This window comes from Zobellia sp. B3R18 (assembly GCF_018860715.1).
Taxonomy (GTDB): domain Bacteria; phylum Bacteroidota; class Bacteroidia; order Flavobacteriales; family Flavobacteriaceae; genus Zobellia; species Zobellia russellii.
On record NZ_JAHKQG010000011.1, the window covers coordinates 1,083,452 to 1,104,505 of the forward strand.

The window sequence follows — 21,054 nt, forward strand, 5'->3', positions numbered from 1 at the left end:
TATGTCAAATCGATATTATAAATAATTTCGATAAATAAAATTTATACCTAATAATCTGAGAAAAAACAATAAAAAAACTCCTCTATAACTTGATGTTATAAAGGAGCTCTGAATTATAAGAAAATTAAAATCTATTTACTCTGTAGTTTTGCCCAAGTATCTCTTAAGCCAACCGTTTTATTAAAAACTAATTTTTCTGAGGTGGAATCTGGGTCAACACAGAAATAACCCAAACGTTGAAACTGAACACGGTCTCCAGGTTTAGCGTCCACTAAACTAGGCTCCAAAAATCCTGTAATCACTTTTAACGAATCTGGATTAATGAATTCCATAAAATCCTTATCCTTATGTGTATCCGGACTTTCGTCAGTAAACAAACGGTCATACAACCGCACTTCGGCCTGTAGCGCATGGTCTACAGATACCCAGTGCAAGGTTCCCTTTACCTTACGCAAGCTTTCCTCGGTACCACTACCACTCTTACTCTTAGGGTCATAGGTGCACTGAATCTCAGTAATATTCCCATCGGTATCTTTTGTGCAGCTCTCTGCTTTAATGATATAACCGGATTTCAGCCTGACCTCTCCACCCAGTTTTAAGCGGAAGAATTTACGATTGGCCTCCTCCTTAAAGTCATCTTTTTCTATATATATTTCCCTAGAAAATGGAATCTGACGTGTACCCGCCGATGCATCCTCGGGATTATTCTCTGTCTCCAACCACTCTACTTCTCCTTCAGGATAATTTGTTATCACTACTTTAACCGGGTCAAGTACTCCCATAACACGTGGGGCAATCTTATTAAGATGTTCCCGAACATGAAACTCAAGAAGAGAAACATCAATAAGGTTATCTCTTTTTGCAATACCAATAGTATCAGCAAAGTTTCGGATAGATTCTGGGGTATAACCGCGTCTTCGCAACCCTGATAAGGTACTCATCCTAGGGTCATCCCACCCAGTTACTACATTCTGCTCAACCAACTGCAACAGCTTACGCTTACTAACCACCGTATGGCTCAAATTACGACGGGCGAACTCACGTTGTTTAGGCCGTAACTTGTTAGGGTCAATAACTTGGTCCAGAAACCAGTCATACAATTCCCTGTGCATAGCAAATTCCAATGTACAGAAGGAATGCGATACTTGTTCTATATAATCACTTTCACCATGGGTCCAGTCGTACATCGGATAAATACACCAATCGGTATTTGTTCTGTGATGTGCTTTATGTAACACTCGGTACATTATTGGATCCCTCATTAACATATTAGAAGAGGACATATCAATCTTAGCCCTAAGTACATGTGTACCCTCTTCAAATTCGCCATCTTTCATTTTCTGAAAAATAGCTAGATTCTCTTCTATGCTTCGATCTCTAAACGGACTATTGGTTCCTGGCTGTATTGGCGTACCTTTTTGTTCCGCCATAGCCTCAGAAGACTGCTCGTCTACATACGCTTTCCCCTGTTTTATCAATTCAACGGCCCAATCATACAATTGCTGGAAATAATCAGAAGCATACCTTTCGGTATCCCATTTAAATCCTAACCATTCCACATCTCGTTTAATAGCATCCACATACTCCTGTTCTTCCTTGGCCGGATTGGTATCATCAAACCTCAAATTTACAGGCGCATTGTACCGTAATCCCAACCCAAAATTCAAGCAAATAGAACTTGCATGGCCAATATGCAAATAGCCGTTTGGCTCCGGTGGAAAACGAAAACGCAAATCTTGCGTTGAATAGCCGTTTTTCAGGTCTTCTTCAACAATATGTTCAATGAAATTCAACGCTTCTACTGCCTCGCTCATAGAGTTCTTTTTTAGAGCCACAAAGGTACATAAAATGCCGTAATCAGGCATCTTTCTATTTCCATTCATACAAATACCTGCGTTTCACAACAATTATATCCCTTGCTACAACATTAAATTCCCCACGCGTGTATTATATGCCATATTTGTTATTGTATTCTCTATGTCAAAACCCAAATCTGACATTGAAACCTGTAGTAAACCCAAAACTACGCCTACTTATGAGACAGAAAAGAATTAACATTCCGCAAACAATTTTGGCCGCATTTCTAATGCTGCTCACCACACAGATCTCTGCACAAATTGTATTGGAAGCTCCGGTTCCAGCAGATAACCCAAATTTATTAGGGACCAACACATGGCCAAGAGCTTGTGCCGATAGTAGTTTTAACGAGTTCTTTGTTACCATAAAATGGGCCGGTGCAGCAAATTCTGATAATCAGTTCATTCTTGAATTATCTAATGCAAGCGGTTCTTTCGCTACTCCGTTAGAACTATCTACTGTTACCGATCAAAATAGCAATGCAGAATTTACAACCAGCTTTAACCTTCCTACGGATACTAGGGGAGCCAACTACAAGATGCGTGTACGAAGTACAAGCCCAGCATCAACAAGTCCAGAATCAGCTGGATATTCTATGTATTATTTAGGGTTTGATACCAACTTGCACATGAGTCCAAATGGAGATGGAACAACCCCAGGAAGTGTACAGGCTTGTGGTGGCACGCAAATTACGCTTAGCGTAGACAACGTGCCGGCTGCAGAACTAAATACCTATCAGTATTCTTGGTATAGAAGTGGGACATTACTTTCCGAAACCGGACCCACTATCCTAACAGATGGAGCCGGAGAATATTTTGTATTTATAGATTACGGAGATTGTACAGGTTCTGCCAATACAGAATCTAACCATATTATTGTTAACTCCGGTACCAGTACCGGTATTGCCATTAATCCACCGGCAACTACATCTGTATGTGCCGGAGATACCGTTGCTCCATTAGAAGCAAATGTTCAAGATGGTAGTTATATATATACATGGTATAAAGATGGTACCGAAGTACAGGCATCTCAAGCAGGTGGTTTTACCTATACTATAGATACCAATGACCCTTCGTTTACAGGAGACTATACTGTTGAAGTTAGAGGAACAGGTATTTGTACAGAAACTTCTGCCGCTGTTGCTATGAGCAACGCCGGTGCATTTACGGTTACAAGAAATAACAATGCCAATCTTGTAGTGCTTCCATCACAAACCCAAACTTTGAGTGTTACAACAGATGCCAATGCTCCAACTTATGAATGGTTCAGAAATGGTACGCCAATACCAAGTTCCAATAACGCTTCCTTAACCGTTAGCCAAGCAGGAACTTACCATGCAGCCATTACCCAAACGGGAGGCACATGCTCTTCAACAACCATAAATTCAGAAAACACAGAAGTTGTTGCTCCTACAGCTTTTAGAACCGAAATAGCCTATGCCACATCCTATGAGTCATGTAGCAGTACTAGCATAGCTTTGACAACGGATAAAATTTATGCCGTCCTAGCTGATGGTTCAGAAGTAGATGTAACCGCAGACGTAGCTTCATCATTTACCTATCAATGGCAAAAAGATGGTGTCGACATAGCATCTGAAACATCACAATCCATAAGCTTAACGGACAGTAACGAAAACGGAAACTACACTGTAGAAACTGACTTGGGAGGTATGAACGCGACATCAAATACCTTAGCCGTACAACTTGCCAGTGAAGCCTTAACTATTAGTAGTACGAGCACCGTATATTGTAGTTCTTCAGATGTTATTACCCTATCTACTACAACAGATTTATCTTCTGAAACTTTTGATTGGGAACGCAACGGTGAAGCCATAAACTCATCAGATGCGTCATTGTCCATTACTCAAGAAGGAACTTACCGATTGGTAGTTAGAAAAGGCAGCTGTTCACAAATATCTAATGAGATTAACATTACACCATTAGATCCGGACTTAATCACTTTGGATATAGATGGCGATGTGATATTTCCAGAAGGAAGCTCTAAAACGGTAAACGCAAGTGGAGGTACCGCCTACAGATGGTTAGACGCCAACAATATTGAAATAAGCGGCTCTTCATCTGCCACTTTTACCACAGAGGGTAACTACTTGTTAATAGCAAATATTGACAATTGTGAAATTAGTAAACCTATAACAGTAACCTATTTAGATCTATTTAATATACCTAACGTTATAACGCCTAATGGTGATGGGGCCAATGATCAGTGGATCATCCCTAACTCGTACTCAAACAAGTCTGATGTACGTGTCATTATATATAACGCAAAAGGTGTAGAAGTCCTCAATTCAACTAATTACCAAAACAACTGGCCCGAGTCTTCAATGAGTTTCGCAAAGCAAAACATGGTATTCTACTATGTAATTAAAAATGCTAGTGAGACATTGAAACAAGGTACCGTAACTGTTATCAGATAACCAACCTACCATGAAATTTGTAAAATACTTAGCGCTTACTCTAATGGCTGCACTGACGTTTGCAAACGTTCAGGCACAGGAGGATGACCCCGTACTTTTGTATAGTCCGGCGCCACAGAATTTATTGAAATTCAATAGATTTTTAATCAACCCTACCTTCTCTACCGTACAGGAAGACAAGTCTTATATTAACCTTTTACACAGAAACCAATCGGTACAGTTTAAGGATAATGACCAGACTTACTTTTTGAGTTATAGTGGTAGAATAGGTGATAGAAGTGGTTTGGGTCTAAGTCTTTATACCCAGAGTGTAGGGCCTGTATCCAATATTGGAGTACTGGCCAACTATGCCTATGGTATAAAGTTAAGCGACAAGAGCAATTTTACATTTGGTGGAAACTTGGCATATTATAGTACAGGTCTTGATCAGAACAATATTGACGTTATAGATACGAACGATTACCGACTTAACGGAACGGAAGACAGTAATGTGCTCTCCTTTCAGCCTGGTTTTAACCTATCCTATGGTAATATAGATTTTGGTGTTTTTGCCGAAAACCTATTTGATTACAATCTAAAAACCAGTGAGTCTTTAACAGCCTTTAGTGATAAGACCTACTCTAGCCACCTTCAATATACTCATCGGTTTAAAAAAGATGATGGCATTATGGAGGGCAGCCGTTTAATGCCGATAGCAAGAGTACGCATCAACGGTCAAAACCGTTTGTCTGCTTCAGAAAGTGAGACCCAAGACCTATCCTATGGTGGTGGTGCAATTCTTGATCTGCCAAAATTAGGATGGTTACAAGCTGGTTATGATAGTTTTTATGGTGCCTCTGCAGGTGCCGGGTTCAACATTAACAAAAGACTATCCCTAGGGTATACCATGGAAAAAGGTTTTGGTACCGATTTCAACAATTTTGGGGTTACCCATGAAATCTCGTTCGCCTATTCCTTTACACCAAACTTAACGGAAGACCGTGTTATGCTAGAGGATGATTATGAAGACTCTTTAGTTGAAAACGAAGAAGTTGACAAAAATGACCTAGTAGATAACGAGGAAATAGAGGAACTAAAACGTAAGCTTGCGGAAAACGATGCCATTATTCAAGAATTAATGTTCCGTCAAGATTCTTTGGAAAACGATCGCCAAAAAGATTTGGAGCGTCGGTTTAACATGGTAATGAGCATGGTACGTAATGAAACCAACGGCAAAAGACCAGATTTAGAAGACCGTGCCGAGAGACTATTCATGGGAACCAATGATCGTCCGTCAGTAACAAATACTGCTAGCAACCAAGATTCTAATAACGGTATTATACCAAACAGTACATCATCCAAAACTAGTGCAACTACGGCCTTAGCAAACAATACTTCTAAGCAATCAAGACCAACCGTTGCCAGAGATAAGGTACAACAAACCACATCTAATACATCTACATCTGCAGCAACTTCGACAGTTGCGGACAGAAGCAACGTAAAGAGTAGAAAATTCAAAAACCTAGAGGGAGTTAAGGACGGATATTATGTAGTAGCCAACGTTTACAAAGGTGGCCAGTACATGGATAAATTTATGAACAAACTTAATAGTGAAGGGTTTTCCTCGGATTATATAGCAAATCCGGATAACGGCCTAAAATACGTGTATTTGCAACGTTATGATACATGGGACGAAGCTGTAGCCGCCCATAATAGTAGTATGAACGGTACTTATGACGGTGCCCTTTGGATTATGGATGTTGATAACCGTTACACGAACGAAGCCTATGCTTCTAACGTAAACAAATTAAAAGAAAAATCTGCCAAGTACGATACCGACGTTCTACAAACAAATACCGTAGTAAAAGACCAAGTGGTATCTAACGAATTAACTTCTAAAACTCACAAAATAGATGGTATTGGTTCTGGTTATTACATCATAGCCAATGTATTTGCAAACCCTAAGAATGCAAATCGTTTTGTGAAGCTATTAAATTCTTACGGGCTTAGTGCCAGTTATTTTATAAACCCCGAAAACAACTGGAGGTATGTATACCTAAAAAGACACCAATCTTGGAACAATGCCCTACTATCCTACTATACCAACCTAAATGATGCGTACAATGACAAAATGTGGATTATGCGCGTCAGACCAAATCTACTGGCATAAATGATACCAAAATCCTTAAAAAAAATACTTGCGGGCGCTCTGTTTTTATATGCATTTGCAGGATTTTCCCAAGAGTATAAAGCATTTACAAGAACCTACCCATCCGGGGAAAATTTCAGGTATCAAACCAATATAAAGGGAGACTTGACCTTTATATCCAATAGTATACTAAATAGAGATGAAGGCATTCCCGGCAGACGTCCGGAAGATTCTTACGATAACCTCAACACCAATGGAAACTATTGGCCGTCCAGTAATAGAAATACTGAAACTGGAGGGTATTACAATTATAATGACCGTAAAAATATGCGGTACATAGATGTTGACACTGATACCAGCACATTTAGTTCTAGTACCGCAACATTTACATTTCCTGAGGCCGACTGTAATTTAATACGCTATGCAGGTCTCTATTGGTCTGCCACCTATCCACGAGATAATACTGCAGATCCAGTTGGTACTCCAAGAAATCACCCTATTGACCAAATAAAGTTTAAGGTTCCGGGAGGTACCTATGTAGACGTCACTGCTAACGAAATATTGTATGACGGTCTAACCGATACAGATTTAGAAGCTAATGCCCCTTATGCATGTTATGCGGACGTAACCAGTCTCATAACTCCTTTAGCTAATCCGCAAGGAGACTATACCATAGCCAATGTGCCGAGTGCTCAGGGCTATGGTATTTCGCCAGGTGGCCAATCAAGAATGACCGGGGGTGCTGCTGGGGGTTGGACTTTAGTAATCGTATATGAAAACCCAAATTCAACAGGTAAACTTATTACAACTTTTGATGGTTTTGCAAGAGTTACGGGTACCGACAACGTTAACATTAACTACACTGGTTTCAACACTATTCCAGTAGGCCCAGTAAACGCTAATATTGGTGCCGCTACGCTTGAAGGAGACTTTAGGATTACCGGAGATAGATTAAGAATTCGTGCGGCTAGCAACGGTGGTTTCACTACACTAAGTAATGGTACTAACCCTTCAAACAACTTCTTTAATAGTAATATTACCCGAAATGGTGTTCATGCCAATGACAGGAATCCGTTTAGTTTAAATACGTTAGGTTTTGATAGTGACATTTTTAACCTAAACAACCCAGCCAATTCAGTTATTCCCAATAATGAAACGGCTGCCACATTCAGGTTTCAAACCAATGGTGACCAATACTATCCATTTTTCAACTCTTTCAACATTGAAATCATTGAACCGGATATTGTACTTGAGAAAAAAGTAGAGGATATTGCAGGTAACGACATCACCGGACAAGGTGTAAACTTAGGTCAAATTTTAGATTATGTTCTAACCTTTCAGAATACCGGAAATGATGATGCCGTAAATTATACCATTCGTGATATTTTACCTATAAATGTTACGTTGGACGAGGCAAACCTGGACATGCCAACTGGAACTACATATAGCTATGACCCAGCAACACGAGAAGTGGATTTCTTTATCCCCAACAGATTTGTTGAAGTAGGAGATACTCCCGGACAAATACGTATGCGTGTTCAGGTTGCAGAAAATTGTTTCGATTTTATTGATGCCTGTACAGATTTAATTCAAAATTTAGCCTATTCTACCTATCAGGGGAGAATAAATGATAACCAAATTACTGATGACCCTAGTGTATCTGATTTTGATCACTGTGGATTTGTAACTCCAGGTGCTACCAACTTCCTTTTAGACGACCTTTCGGACTGTAATTTTACAAGAACGGTACAACTTTGTGGATTAAATGCCCTGTTAGATGCCGGAGATAATTTTGATGATTACGTTTGGGTTAGAGATGAAAACGGAAATGGCCAAATAGATGCCTCGGACCCTGTTCTAAACGATGGAGACCCAGACAATGATCAAAGCACATTAGAAGTAACCCAGGTAGGTACTTACATTGTAGACAAAATTGTTGCCGATCCTTGTAAAGGTTTTAAAGAAATCATTATTGTTGAACGATACGGTACAACGCAAACCAATCCGTTAGTTGAATATTTCAATGATATAAACAGCGATGCAGACCCTACCAACGATATTCAAGGTGAAATTGTTGAATGTAGTATTGATGGTGATTTATTGCCCAAATTCTTCCTTTGTGGCTCCGCGGATGTTCAGCCTATTCAATTGAATATACTAGATGCTCAAAGTATTTCTTGGGAAAGATTGGATGAAGGTAGTTGTCTTGCAGCTCCAGACGATTGTGCTAACAAAAACCTTACCTGTACATGGAACCAAGTAGAAACAGGAAGCGATTACAATGCGGACACAGCAGGAAAATACCGTTTGGTTATAAATTATACCAATGGGTGTTTTAGCAGATTTTATTTTGATGTTTTCCAGAATAATCTAAACATTCTTTACAATGATAGAGACATTATTTGTTCTACGGATGGTAACATCACTATAACCAATTTAGGAAGCAATTATGGTTACCAGTTAGTAGATGTAGCCAATAATGCTATTGTAGTTCCTTTTAGTGCCAACAACGGTCCTAGCTTTGATATTTCTAACAATGGAGCCTATAGAGTAGACGTTACCCAATTGGACAGTTCAGGAAATCCTATTCCAGATGCCTGTATTTTTAGTACTCCAGATATTGGAATCCTTGATAGGGATTTTCAAGTAGACGTAACTACAACCCCATCTAATTGTAATGCTCAGGGTATTATCAAAATTGATGTACTTAATGTTGAGCCCAATTATAACTACGTTCTAAGAAGAAGCGATGGAACCCTAATTGACGATGAAACCGCTCAGCCGGACAATACGCATTCTTTTAATGTAAACCCAGGGGATTATACCATTGAAGTTTCTACTCAAGACGGGTGTACGTATTCCGAAGATGTAACGGTAACCCGTACACCAGACCCAACAGTTACAGCAGTTACCACAAGAGACATTGGTTGTACAGCCGGTACCATTCAACTTACAGGAAGCGGAGGACTTCCCAATCCTGATTATTCCTATGCTATTTGGAGCAAAAACGGAACGAATTTATATGCCGATGTAGCTTCAATTCCGGGTGATGCGTATGATACCAATCCTATATTTTCTTTCGGATGGAGAGATACCGATGCCGATGATATTGATGAATATTTCCCCGGAGAAGACGGTGATTATGTTTTTGTAATCGTAGATTCTAACAACTGTTTCGCCTTTTCCAATGAAGTAACTATAAACGATAATGGGGCAATGACCCTAGATTCCATTACCGAAACTTCGCCTTCATGTAGTGGAGATTCGGACGGAGCGATAACTATAAATACAACAGGTGGTGTAGCCCCGTACGAGTTCAGTATAGATGGCGGAACTACTACTCAAGGAACACCAAACTTTGTTAACCTTATTGCAGGTACTTATGAAGTATTTGTAACGGATTCATCAGGTTGTAGTTTTTCTCAAACTGTAAACCTAACCGAACCTTTTCCTCTTAGTGCTTCTGCGGGTGTTTCCAGAGATGCAACCTGCGACCCCAACGGCGCAGAAGTAAGAGTAACTAATGTTACGGGAGGTACAGCTCCATATGAATATAGTTTTGATGGTGGTGCAAGCTACAGTGCATCAAGTACGGCTACACTTCCTCCGGGAGATTATACGGTAATTGTTAGAGATGCTTCATGTGAATTTCCTATGAACGTTACCGTAGAGGACGTCCCTGATGAGCCAGAAGTAACCCTTACTCCAGAGGTAAGTTATGATTGTGACGGGTTGGCAACTGTAACGGCAACACCAAACATTACAACGTACAACTATACTTATGCCTTAGATGGTGTTCCAAATTCACCGGACCCTACGAGCAATGTGTTCCTTAATGTAGGACCAGGAACCTATACGGTAAGTACAAACTATAGCTCACAGACGCCGCCAACACCAAGTATATTACTTAGTGAAGATTTTGGAAGTGGAGCAACTATTCCTAGTCCAAATACGAACGGATACACTTATGAAGATCAAACTAATAATGCCCCAGGTGATTCAAATAGTAATGTAAATGATTTTGAATACACAGTAACAAGTGACATTGTTGCTCCCTTTGGCACATGGATAAACCCAATAGATCATACAACTGGTACGCGTACAGGCCAAGGTCGCTATTTGGTAATGAATGTGGGTACCCCTACGCCAACTCAAATCATCTATTCTAAACAGATAAATGATGTTATTCCTAACCAAGATTTAAGTGTTACGCTATACGTTATGAATCTTCTGCGGCAAGGCACCAGTGGTCTTGATCCCAACTTAACAATAGAAATAAGAGAAACCGGAACAACAAATGTTGTTCAATCCATACGCACCGGTGAAATTGCAAAAAATACAGGATCTAATGATTGGGTAGAGTTTACGGCCACCCTTAACCCAGGTGCAAATACAACTCTGGATTTTGTAATTAGATCTGAAGTTAACGGAAATGGCGGTAACGATTTTGCACTTGATGATATCGTAATTCATCAAGTACCGGAAGTTTGTGAACAAACTGTTGAAACTGCGGTTACCGTTGTTGCCGGTAATGTATTTACCGCAAATATTACTGGCTCTACAGACGCAAGTTGTAACGGACTAAGCGATGGCTCAATAACTTTTGAAGTTGAAAACTTTAACGCAGCCGGATTTGAATATTCTATAGATGGTGGTGCTTTTATAGCCTCAACAACTTCACCGGTTACTTCTGCCTCAACCCTTGGTGCTGGCTCTCATACCTTGGTGGTTAGAAAAGCAGATGAAACAACATGTTCAAGAACGCTTACACAAACTATTAATGCACCAGATGCACTGGAAGCATTTGCTTCAATTACAACCCAATTAAGTTGTACCAATGGTGGAGCTACCATATCAGCAAGTGTTACCGGTGGTACTGCTGCTTACGAATACCAATTGGAAGATAACCTGGGTGCGATAGTTGGGACTAATGACTTTGCTACTAATGGTTCTAACACCGTCTTTTCCGGTTTAGCTGCAGGTGATTATATTGTTCGTGTACGGGATGCCAATTCATGTGAAGATGCCATTGATGCTGCTTTGACGGTGACCGCGGCAAATCCTATTACTTTTAACGTTACGCCAACGGCTTGTTATCCTGGAGGAAATACAGCTACCATTCAGGTTGATGTTACTGATGGGAATGGAGATTATACCTTCAGCATAAACGGAAACCCTTGGGTAAGCCCAACTCCAGCAAACAGTACAACACACACTTTTAGCGGTCTTTCAAACGGTACGTATACCATTAATGTTCAAGACGGACTAGGATGTACCGGTGTATTACAGAATATTACCATTGACCCTCAATTAACGGTTAGCGCATCAGCACCTACTATTACGGCCTGCGCGACCGATACAGATATAACTATTTCTGCTTCTGGTGGGGACAATAACTATGTATTCGCTGTTGTAACAAATGGAACTGCAGTAACGGATGGTGATTTCAGCACTGATAATCCAGTTACAGTTTCGGCTGCAGGAGACTATGATGTGTATGTACGTGATAATAGTGGGGGAGCAGATTACTGTTCGGCCATGTACACGATTACCGTAAACCAAGACGCTCCTATCGCAATTACCCCAACACCAACCGCTGTAACTTGTTTTGGCGAATCAAATGGGGCAATTTCAATAGTTGTAGATTCTGGTGGAAACGCACCGTTCATGTACAGTATTGATAACGGGGTTACCTATGTAACTGAAAACAGTTTCCCTAACCTTAGCGCGGGAACCTATCCTGTGCGCGTTAGAGATTCCAATAATTGTGAAACTACGCCTCAGGATGTAGTTGTTACGGAACCATCTCAATTGGTAGCAGAAGCGAGTATTACACAAAATTATACCTGTCTTGTTGACGGTGAAATTACCGTTGGAGACGTTACGCCAACAACAGGTGGGTCTGGAGATTATCAGTATAGCATAAATGGCGGAGCTTGGACAGTTGCTTCTTCAACAGGAATGCATGCTTTCTCTGGTTTAAACGATGGTACCTACAGCATTCGGGTTAGGGATGCCAATGCTACTTCATGTGAGCTTACTTTGGCCGATGTTATAATTGCTCCATTACCAACAGAACCAACACTTTCTACCTCAGTAACCTACAACTGTGATGGAACAGGAAACATAACCGTTCTACCTAACGATGCTTCGTATACGTATAGCATAGATGGAGGAACGGCTCAACCAACAAATGTTTTTAACGATATAGCTTTAGGAAGCCATACCATTACCGTAAACTATGGTAGCGATTGTACAGTTGATAGAACAGTAATCGTTGAGGACGGACATGCTTTTGAAGCTTCGATTACTGCCTTTGAAAACCTTGATTGTAATGGCGATAATTCAGGAACTATTACCATTGATGCCAATAACTATGGTACAGGTGGATATGAATATAGCTTAAACGGAGCTGCATTTGTTGGTCCGTTTACAGCTGCAGAAGAAATTACAGGCCTTGCCGCACAAGCACATTCTATAGAAGTGCGTGATGTAGACAATGCGGCTGCAAGTTTGCCTGGTTGTACCGTAACATTGACTCAAACATTGACCGAGCCTAATGCTCTTGTCGCTTCAGCAAGTATTACTTCAGAATTTACGTGTAATAATTCAGGTGCTACCATTACGGCTAGTGCTACAGGTGGCACTCCAACTTACGAGTATCAATTAGAAGATAATGTAGGTGGAATACTGACAGCTTATCAAACCAACACGGAATTTAACGGTGTGCCTGCAGGTGATTATATCGTAAGGGTAAGGGATACAAATTTATGTACAGATCCTATTGATTCAGCAATTACCGTATTCGCTCCCGTTGTACCAACTTTTGACGCCATACCTACAGCTTGTTATTCCGGTACCAATGATGGTTCCATAGCTGTAAATGTTACTGCTGGTAATGGAGGTTACAGCTTTAGTATTGATGGAGGTCCGTTTGTAGCGGCAACTCCAGTTACGGGAACAACTCACACTTTTGATAATTTAGCCAATGGTACGTATACCATAGATGTTAGAGATGCTTATGGATGTACGGCTGTTCAACAAACCATTACAATAGACCCACAGTTAGTAGTGTCCGTAGAGGTTGTTGATATCAGTGCGTGTAATGACGGTTCAATTACCGTTAATGCCACAGGTGGAAACGGAACCCTGGTTTACGCCATTGTACCGGCAAATACCGACCCTTCTGGTCTTTATTCAACAACTAACTTCTTAACCGTAACTACGGCCATGGCTACGGCCAACCCGGCGGGTTATGACGTATATGTTCTAGATAATAATGGGGCATCTCCATCATGTTCTTTCCTACAAGAAGATATTATTTTAACTCCCGTTGCCACGTTAACCGCAAGCGGAACAGCAACAGACCCTGAGTGTTTTGATGGACTAGGTTCCATTGATGCTACAGTAGGTGGAGGAACAGGACCGTTTACGTATCAATTAGTAGATTTGAGTCCTGCCGATGGTATTGATTACGGAAAAACAAATACTAATATTTCTACCACAACATTGACTTTCAATGGTATTGGAGTAGGTGATTACGAAATTACAGTTACCGATACAAACAGTTGTACCGTTACTTCATCAACCATTACAATCAACAATGCCACAGAAATAACTGCGGATATTGATCCTATTTTACCAGCGGCATGTAATGACCCTGATTCCAATGAATACGGGTTCCGTTTTGATAATGTAACCGCTCCTTCCGGTGGTACCATAGAATATAGTAATGACGGTGGTACCACATGGCAACTATCAAATGAACTAAGAGGTACTGTTTCAGGTACGGAGGTATTCCCTTCTATCAGAGTTACATTACCTAGTGGCACTATTTGTCAGAGAGACTTTGATAGATACATTATTCCTTATCCTTTGGATAATTTGGACATCAGTATAAGCGCAATAGTTGTAGACTGTTTTGATTTGCAAGTACGTGTTCAAGGAACCGCAGGTGTAGCTCCTTATGAATATGCATTTTCGGAAGACCCTGCTAATTTTGACCCAGCTACCACAACCTGGCAACCAGGTGGAACAGTAAATTCCAGCGGTGCTACGGTTCCAGCGGGTGAAGGTTCCTATACTTGGACCGGACTTACACCGGGTAGAACCTACATTTTCTATGTTAGGGATAATACGGGTTGTGTACGCCAGAGTTTAATCAATGTTAATGATCTAATTAACGAACCTATTGAAATAACTACGGATATTACTCCTACGTGTTTTGGTTCATCAACGGGTGAAATAGAATATACTTTGAATCCTACCACACCAAGTTCACACATGCGTTGGGAATTCTTTGAAGTAGGCAATCCTATTGCACTTCAGACTAGTGGTGGAGACATTCTTTATAACAATACTATAACCGTTAGTGGTTTGCCTGAAGGGGAGTATTACATTGATATTGTTCAATCTGATGGAACTACAGATGCCTGTAGAGGTGGTAGCGAAAATACCTATTTACAAGAGTTACGTGTTTTAAGTGCAACACCAAATGTTACCAGGGATATTTCGTGTAACCTACCAGGACTCATTTCAATTGACGGAATTACCGGTGGTGGCGGAGCACCATACACTTTTGATGTAACAGGACCAGCTGGTTTTACAGCATTGACCGGTACAACGGACAACCCTGTACAGATTCCTGTGAATTCCCCAGCGGGTAATTATACGGTAACTATAAATGATCAATATGGTTGTTCATTTACCATGGCCCCTGTTGCATTGACTTTATCGCCAAACCCTACTATTGATTCTATTACACAGGATAATTGTAGCGCTCCAATAGACCTTACCGTTGTTGGAAACTCGGCAGCAGGAAATATCCGTTATGCCATTGCACCGGCCGGTGACCCAGCACCAAGCACTTACCTAGATAATGGTGGCGTATTCAATGATATTGCCGCAGGTTCCTATGATGTTTATATTATTGATGGAAATGGTTGTATGGCCTCACAGACAGCGTTTGTGGTTCATCCGGTACTTTCCGTTCAAGCTAGGCTTACTAAGCTTATAGATTGTACGGCATCACCTGAGGCAACAATTAATATTGAAGCTACATCAGGGTCGGGAAGTTATGAATATTCCATTACCAACGATGCTGGTGCCCCTGCGGTAGCTCAAACAGCGTTCCCAGGAAATCCTTTTGATTATAGAGCGCCTTTAGCGGGTAACTATACCATTACCATTTATGATACGAACACGCCTAACAATGCAGGTTGTAACAGAGAATTCACAATTCGTGTTCCAGACCGGTTAGAGCCGATAATCGATACAGTTACTTCTACGGATGTAACATGTAATGGAGATAGCGATGGAACAATTTCAATATCAGCTGTAGATAACGGTATCGGTCCGTTTACCTTTGAGATTACTTCTTTGGATAGTGGTGCCGTAAGCATTGCCCCAACAAGCTTTACCAATACTTCTGCTACGTTCACAGGTCTTGCACCTACAACTACGGCCGCAGGTTATATCGTAACGGTTAGAAGTAATCCTACTACCAACAATTGTACAACGGATAGTGCTTCTATACTTATTGCAGAACCAGCTACTATTGCTGTAACTATGGATACAGTAGTTGAGTTTGGCTGTACTACGGCCAATAATCAGAATGACGCAAGTATCTCCGTGGCAAGTGTAACAGGAGGTTCTAACGCATTCGTACGTTATGAATTCATTAAAAATGATAATCCTAATACAGTTCCTGTAGAAGCTGATATTGTAGTTCAAAATGGTTCTAAAGATACCTATATTGAAACCGATCTATTAGGTGGAGCTTATACGATTAATGTCTATGACGATAAGGGTTGTGTGGGCACGACCAACGCCACAATTGCTCCTTTTGTTGAAATCAGTAATCCTACGGTTACCATTGATACGGATGTAAGCTGTAACCCTGGCAATGATGCCGAAGTTAGTATAGGTGTAACCCTAACGCCTCCATCGGGAACTCCAACTCTTGAATATTCAGTTGTTGGAACGGACAATGCGTATAGTGTATTAAATCAAACTAATAATTTATTTACCGGAATAGGGGTAGGAAACTATGAAGTGACCGTTACCAATACGGATACCGGATGTTTTGTACAAACTACTTTTGAAATTGAAGACCCAAATACATTTGAAATCGATGCTACCACTGTTGATGTAGTATGTAATGGAGACGATGGTTCTGTTAGCTTTACCATAAGCGATAGTACCAACCCATATACTGGAGGTTTCACATGGCAAATATATAATTCGCAAGGTACGGCTACCACGGGTGATGATACCATCATTGCAGGTGCTACTGGAACTTCGGCCAATGTAGGTCCCACAACACCATTTAACATTGGCGCGGGCGAGTACCGCGTTGAGGTTACCCAAGATAGTAATCCTTCTTGTGTTGCTTCCGAGTTATTTACCATTGCAGGTCCTAGTGACCCAATTAGCGCAAACAGAATATTTACCGATATCACTTGCGTACCAGGTAACAACGGTACCATTACCATTACCGATGTTACCGGTGGGTGGGGCGGTTATTCGTATTTGATTTTTGATGCGGCAGGTCCTGTTATTGACACTAACGATTCTGCGAACTATACTTCAAACCAGAAAGAAGAAAACCTTACTGCGGCTACCTATGAAGTTTGGGTTATGGATTCTAGAGGATGTGCTGAGCAATTGGCAGATGTTATTCTTGTTGATCCAACACCGATTACTGCAGATTTGAGAATCAATCAGCCAAACTGTACCGACTTAGAAGGTGAAATTGAAGTTATTAACGTAATGAACGGTCAGGGTAGCAACTACAGTTACCAATTACAGCTATTCAACACTGGTACTTCTGCTTTTGAAGATATGAGACCCATACAAACCTCAGCTATATTTAGCGGCTTAGGTGCAGGCGAATATCAAGTAGTTGTTAGTGACCAATGGGGCTGTGTAGGTACAACAAGTACAAGCATTGACTTACACGAACCTATTTCACCATTGGCATCCGTAGTTAAAACGATTGATTGTTCTACAACAGATCCCGGTGGACAGATTACCATTTCACAAACAGGTGGTTCTGGAAGCTTCAGATATGATGTACAATATCCACTGTCTGCTCCAGCTACGGTAGATGATACTAACAATACAGGTATTTTTACCAACTTGACCCAAGTAGGTGACTATGTATTTACCATTACCGATTTAGACCCGAACCACGGTTGTAGTACAACTATAACACAACGTTTGGAAACAGCGGTAATTCCTGTACTGAACGTAGATTCTTCTACCAACGTAACTTGTAATGGCTTAGATGATGGAACAATTTCCGTAAGTGTTACCGATAATGGAGTAGGACCATATACCTTCCGTATTATCACGGGACCAGGTAGTTCGGCTACTTTCCCAATAGCGGCAACATCATCTACGACAACATCTGCTTTCTTTGATGGACTTGAAGGTTCTATTGCCGGAATAACTTATACTATTGAAGCAAGAGGAGCTAACAACTGTGCTATAACAACAGATGTTACTATTACGGAATTAGATGTTATTACCGTAAATCCTATTAACATTGTTCAATACGGTTGTACTGTTGGAAACAATGGAAACAACGCTAGTGTGTCATTTACAAATGCATCAGGTGGAACGGGTACTTTTAATAGATATGTATTTATCCGAGATGGAAGTGTAGTTCAAGATGGTTCGAACACCACTTATTTTGAAACTGATGGTCTGGGTGGTATCTATGAAATTAGAGTATATGATAATGCAGGATGTTCTGCTCTATCAGCCACAGACACTGTTTTACCTTTTGTAGAAATTAGTGATGCAACGGTTACAACTACCCAAGAAGCTGCTTGTTCTCCATTGAACAATGGCCAAATAGAAGTTGGGGTAACGGTTAGTCCAGCTACCGCAACTCCTAACTTGGAATATGTTGTAACGGGAATAAACGTTACCTACGCACAGACCATTACTTCTACCAATAATCCTGAAACATTTACAGGTTTGGAAGTTGGAAATTACAGTGTAAGAATTACCAATGTAGATACAGGTTGTGTAATAGAAACTGTTCATAGAATTGAAGACCCGGATGTTATAGAGGTTACAGCCACGAAACTTTCCGACGAACAATGTTTGAACGATGGTGTAGATGACGGAAGTTTTAGTGTAACTATTGATAACTACACAGGGCCTTACAGCTATCAAGTATATGATATAGACGATAATCCTGTAGCCGGATTCAGTGGAACTGGAGATAGCAGTACACCTTTGATTATTTCAAATCTTGTAGGAGGAAGCTATTACATACGCATTACAGAAACTACAGCACCTTTGTGTGATGATGATTCCAATGTGATAACCGTATTGGCTCCAAGTGCTCCAATTACCGCAATCGTGAGAGAAGAAGCCAATGTATCATGTAGCAATGATCAAGGTGAGATATTTGTAGATCCAACCGGTGGTGAAGGACCATATACTATCCGTTTGGAAAACACCACTACATCTTCTGTATATACCGAAACGAATGTTGAGGCGTTTATTTTCAGAAACTTAGCGGCCGGTGATTTCCATGTGACTGTTACAGATGCATTCTCTTGTGTATTATCGGATAACATCACATTGATCAGACCGGATGATATTGTAGCTAATATTACGGCAACTACCTTATCGTGTTTTAATGCAAATACAGCAAGCATATCAACAACCGTAGGTGCAAGAAATATTACACCAACGTACCAATATCAATTGAATGTTTATGATGATATTTCCGGAAGTAACTTATTAACTACTTCTGTTGGTCAGAGTACAGGCGACTTCAATAATTTAGCGGCCGGTTTCTATAGTGTAACGGTAAGTGATGAGGTTGGATGTTCGGAAGAGACCGCTATTCTTGAAATAGTAAATCCTACGGAAGTAGAAGCTTCATTGATCAGGACAAGTCCGTTGACTTGTACCACCGGTGTAGAATTTGAATTAAGTGCTACTGGAGGAAGCGGAACCTACGAATTTAGTGTGGACAATGTTACATGGACAGCAATGTCAGGAAACAGCGTTAATTTACCTCTAAGCGGCATGTTAAGTGCAGGTGTTTACCGCTACTATGTTAGAGATGCCGTAAACCTTTGTACAGCTGTTCAATCTAATTCTATTGAAGAAGACCCTATTGATCCATTAATATTAACAGTAGATGATACTGCTGCAGTAATTAACTGTAATGGAGATAATACCGCTACTATCTATGCTACGGCAGATGGTGGTTTAGGAAACTATCAATATTCGCTTTACACAGATGCTTCATTAAGTGTGGCTTCTCGTATAGCGGGTCCACAAAGCAATGGTACCTTCAGTACTTTGCCAGCCGGAACCTATTACGTAGATGTAATCAGTCAGGATTGTAGATTAACTACTCCTGAACAAGTAGTTATCTCTGAGCCTACAGCTTTAGAATACACAGATGAAATTATAGATGTTTCTTGTAACGGCGAAGAAGATGGAAGTATAACCGTTAACTTGTCCGGTGGTTCAGGAGGCTATCAATATGCTATATCTCCAAACCTTAATCAGTTTGATGATGAAAATACATTTGAAGACCTTGCCCCTGGAGATTACAGGGTAATTGCACAGGATCAAAATGGCTGCTTTATAGAGTTGGAATATACCATTAACGAGCCTGCCATTGTTGAAATATCGGCCATCTCAACACCAGAAATATGTATAGGTGAAGAAAATGGTACAATTGAATTGACCATTACCGGAGGAACTGCTGGTTATAGCACCCGAATGCATACAGAAACCGATTTTGTTCAGGACAGAACAACTTTTACCGGTCTGGCAGAAGGAAACTACATCATATTTGTACGTGATGCCCAAGGTTGTGAAGAAAATATAACCGTTGCCGTAGAACCAGGCGTAAATTTAAATGCTACTGTAGAACCGGTATATGGTTGTAATGGAAATATTCCTAACAACTACATAAATATTACCCTAGAAGACGAAACTATTGCAGATCAGGTTCTTTATGGTGTAGATACCATGGATCCAGCAGAAATGCAGTTGAACCCATTCTTTAGAGACCTTACACCGGGTACGCATTACATAGCTATATCCCATGCCAACGGTTGTATTGTAACTTACGATATAGAGATTGAAGATTTCCAACCTTTAACTCTTGTTCTAGAGCAAACCAACATCAACCAGATAACAGCAAACGTTACTGGTGGAAGAGGTGAATACAATATTACTTTTGGTGATAAGGATAATGGTACGGACAATACGTTCTACATTAACCGTACTGATACTTATGTAGTTACCGTAACCGATGAAAACGGTTGTGAAGCTGTAGCAAGCATATATATGGAGTTTATAGATCTTGATATTCCAAACTTCTTTACCCCAAATGGAGATGCGGAAAATCAGACATGGAAACCTAAAAATGATGAAGGCTTCCCAGAGATACTAACCATCATATTTGATCGTTATGGTAGAGAGGTGTACCGAATGGGTGTTGGTGATCCAGGATGGGACGGTCTTTACTTAAGCAAAGAGCTTCCTACCGGAGATTACTGGTACGTTATTAAACTCAACGGAGAGAATGATGACAGGGAATTCGTTGGACACTTTACCCTATATCGCTAAATAAAAATACTTAACCTAC

General features: G+C 40.5%; 4 protein-coding genes. 3 read left to right on the plus strand and 1 reads right to left on the minus strand.

The features are described 5' to 3' along the window. Positions 1-131: 131 nt before the first annotated feature. The gene (locus KO513_RS11125) at positions 132-1,814 is read right to left on the minus strand and encodes a glutamine--tRNA ligase/YqeY domain fusion protein (RefSeq protein WP_215913430.1); all 1,683 of its coding nucleotides are present in this window, start codon (positions 1,812-1,814) and stop codon (positions 132-134) included. Between the two features lie 221 nt (positions 1,815-2,035). Between KO513_RS11125 and KO513_RS11130 the strand changes: the two genes are divergently transcribed. Genes KO513_RS11130 through KO513_RS11140 form a run of 3 tightly spaced genes read left to right on the plus strand, consistent with a single transcriptional unit; the run spans position 2,036 to position 21,035 of the window. Next, a complete protein-coding gene (locus tag KO513_RS11130) occupies positions 2,036-4,291 on the plus strand; it encodes a gliding motility-associated C-terminal domain-containing protein (RefSeq protein WP_215913431.1) in 2,256 nt (751 codons plus the stop codon). Between the two features lie 10 nt (positions 4,292-4,301). After that, complete coding sequence (locus tag KO513_RS11135) at positions 4,302-6,440, plus strand: PorP/SprF family type IX secretion system membrane protein (protein WP_215913432.1); 2,139 nt, start codon at positions 4,302-4,304, stop codon at positions 6,438-6,440. Further along, positions 6,441-21,035 carry a T9SS type B sorting domain-containing protein gene (locus KO513_RS11140; RefSeq protein WP_215913433.1) on the plus strand — a complete coding sequence of 4,865 codons (14,595 nt, stop codon included), beginning with the start codon at positions 6,441-6,443 and terminating at the stop codon, positions 21,033-21,035. Positions 21,036-21,054: the final 19 nt, after the last annotated feature.

What these genes read in the sequence shown, in the direction of transcription:
- KO513_RS11125 (WP_215913430.1), bottom strand. Translation starts at nt 1,814, where the DNA reads ATGAGCGAGGCAGTAGAAGCGTTGAATTTCATTGAACATATTGTTGAA.
- KO513_RS11130 (WP_215913431.1), top strand. Translation starts at nt 2,036, where the DNA reads ATGAGACAGAAAAGAATTAACATTCCGCAAACAATTTTGGCCGCATTT.
- KO513_RS11135 (WP_215913432.1), top strand. Translation starts at nt 4,302, where the DNA reads ATGAAATTTGTAAAATACTTAGCGCTTACTCTAATGGCTGCACTGACG.
- KO513_RS11140 (WP_215913433.1), top strand. Translation starts at nt 6,441, where the DNA reads ATGATACCAAAATCCTTAAAAAAAATACTTGCGGGCGCTCTGTTTTTA.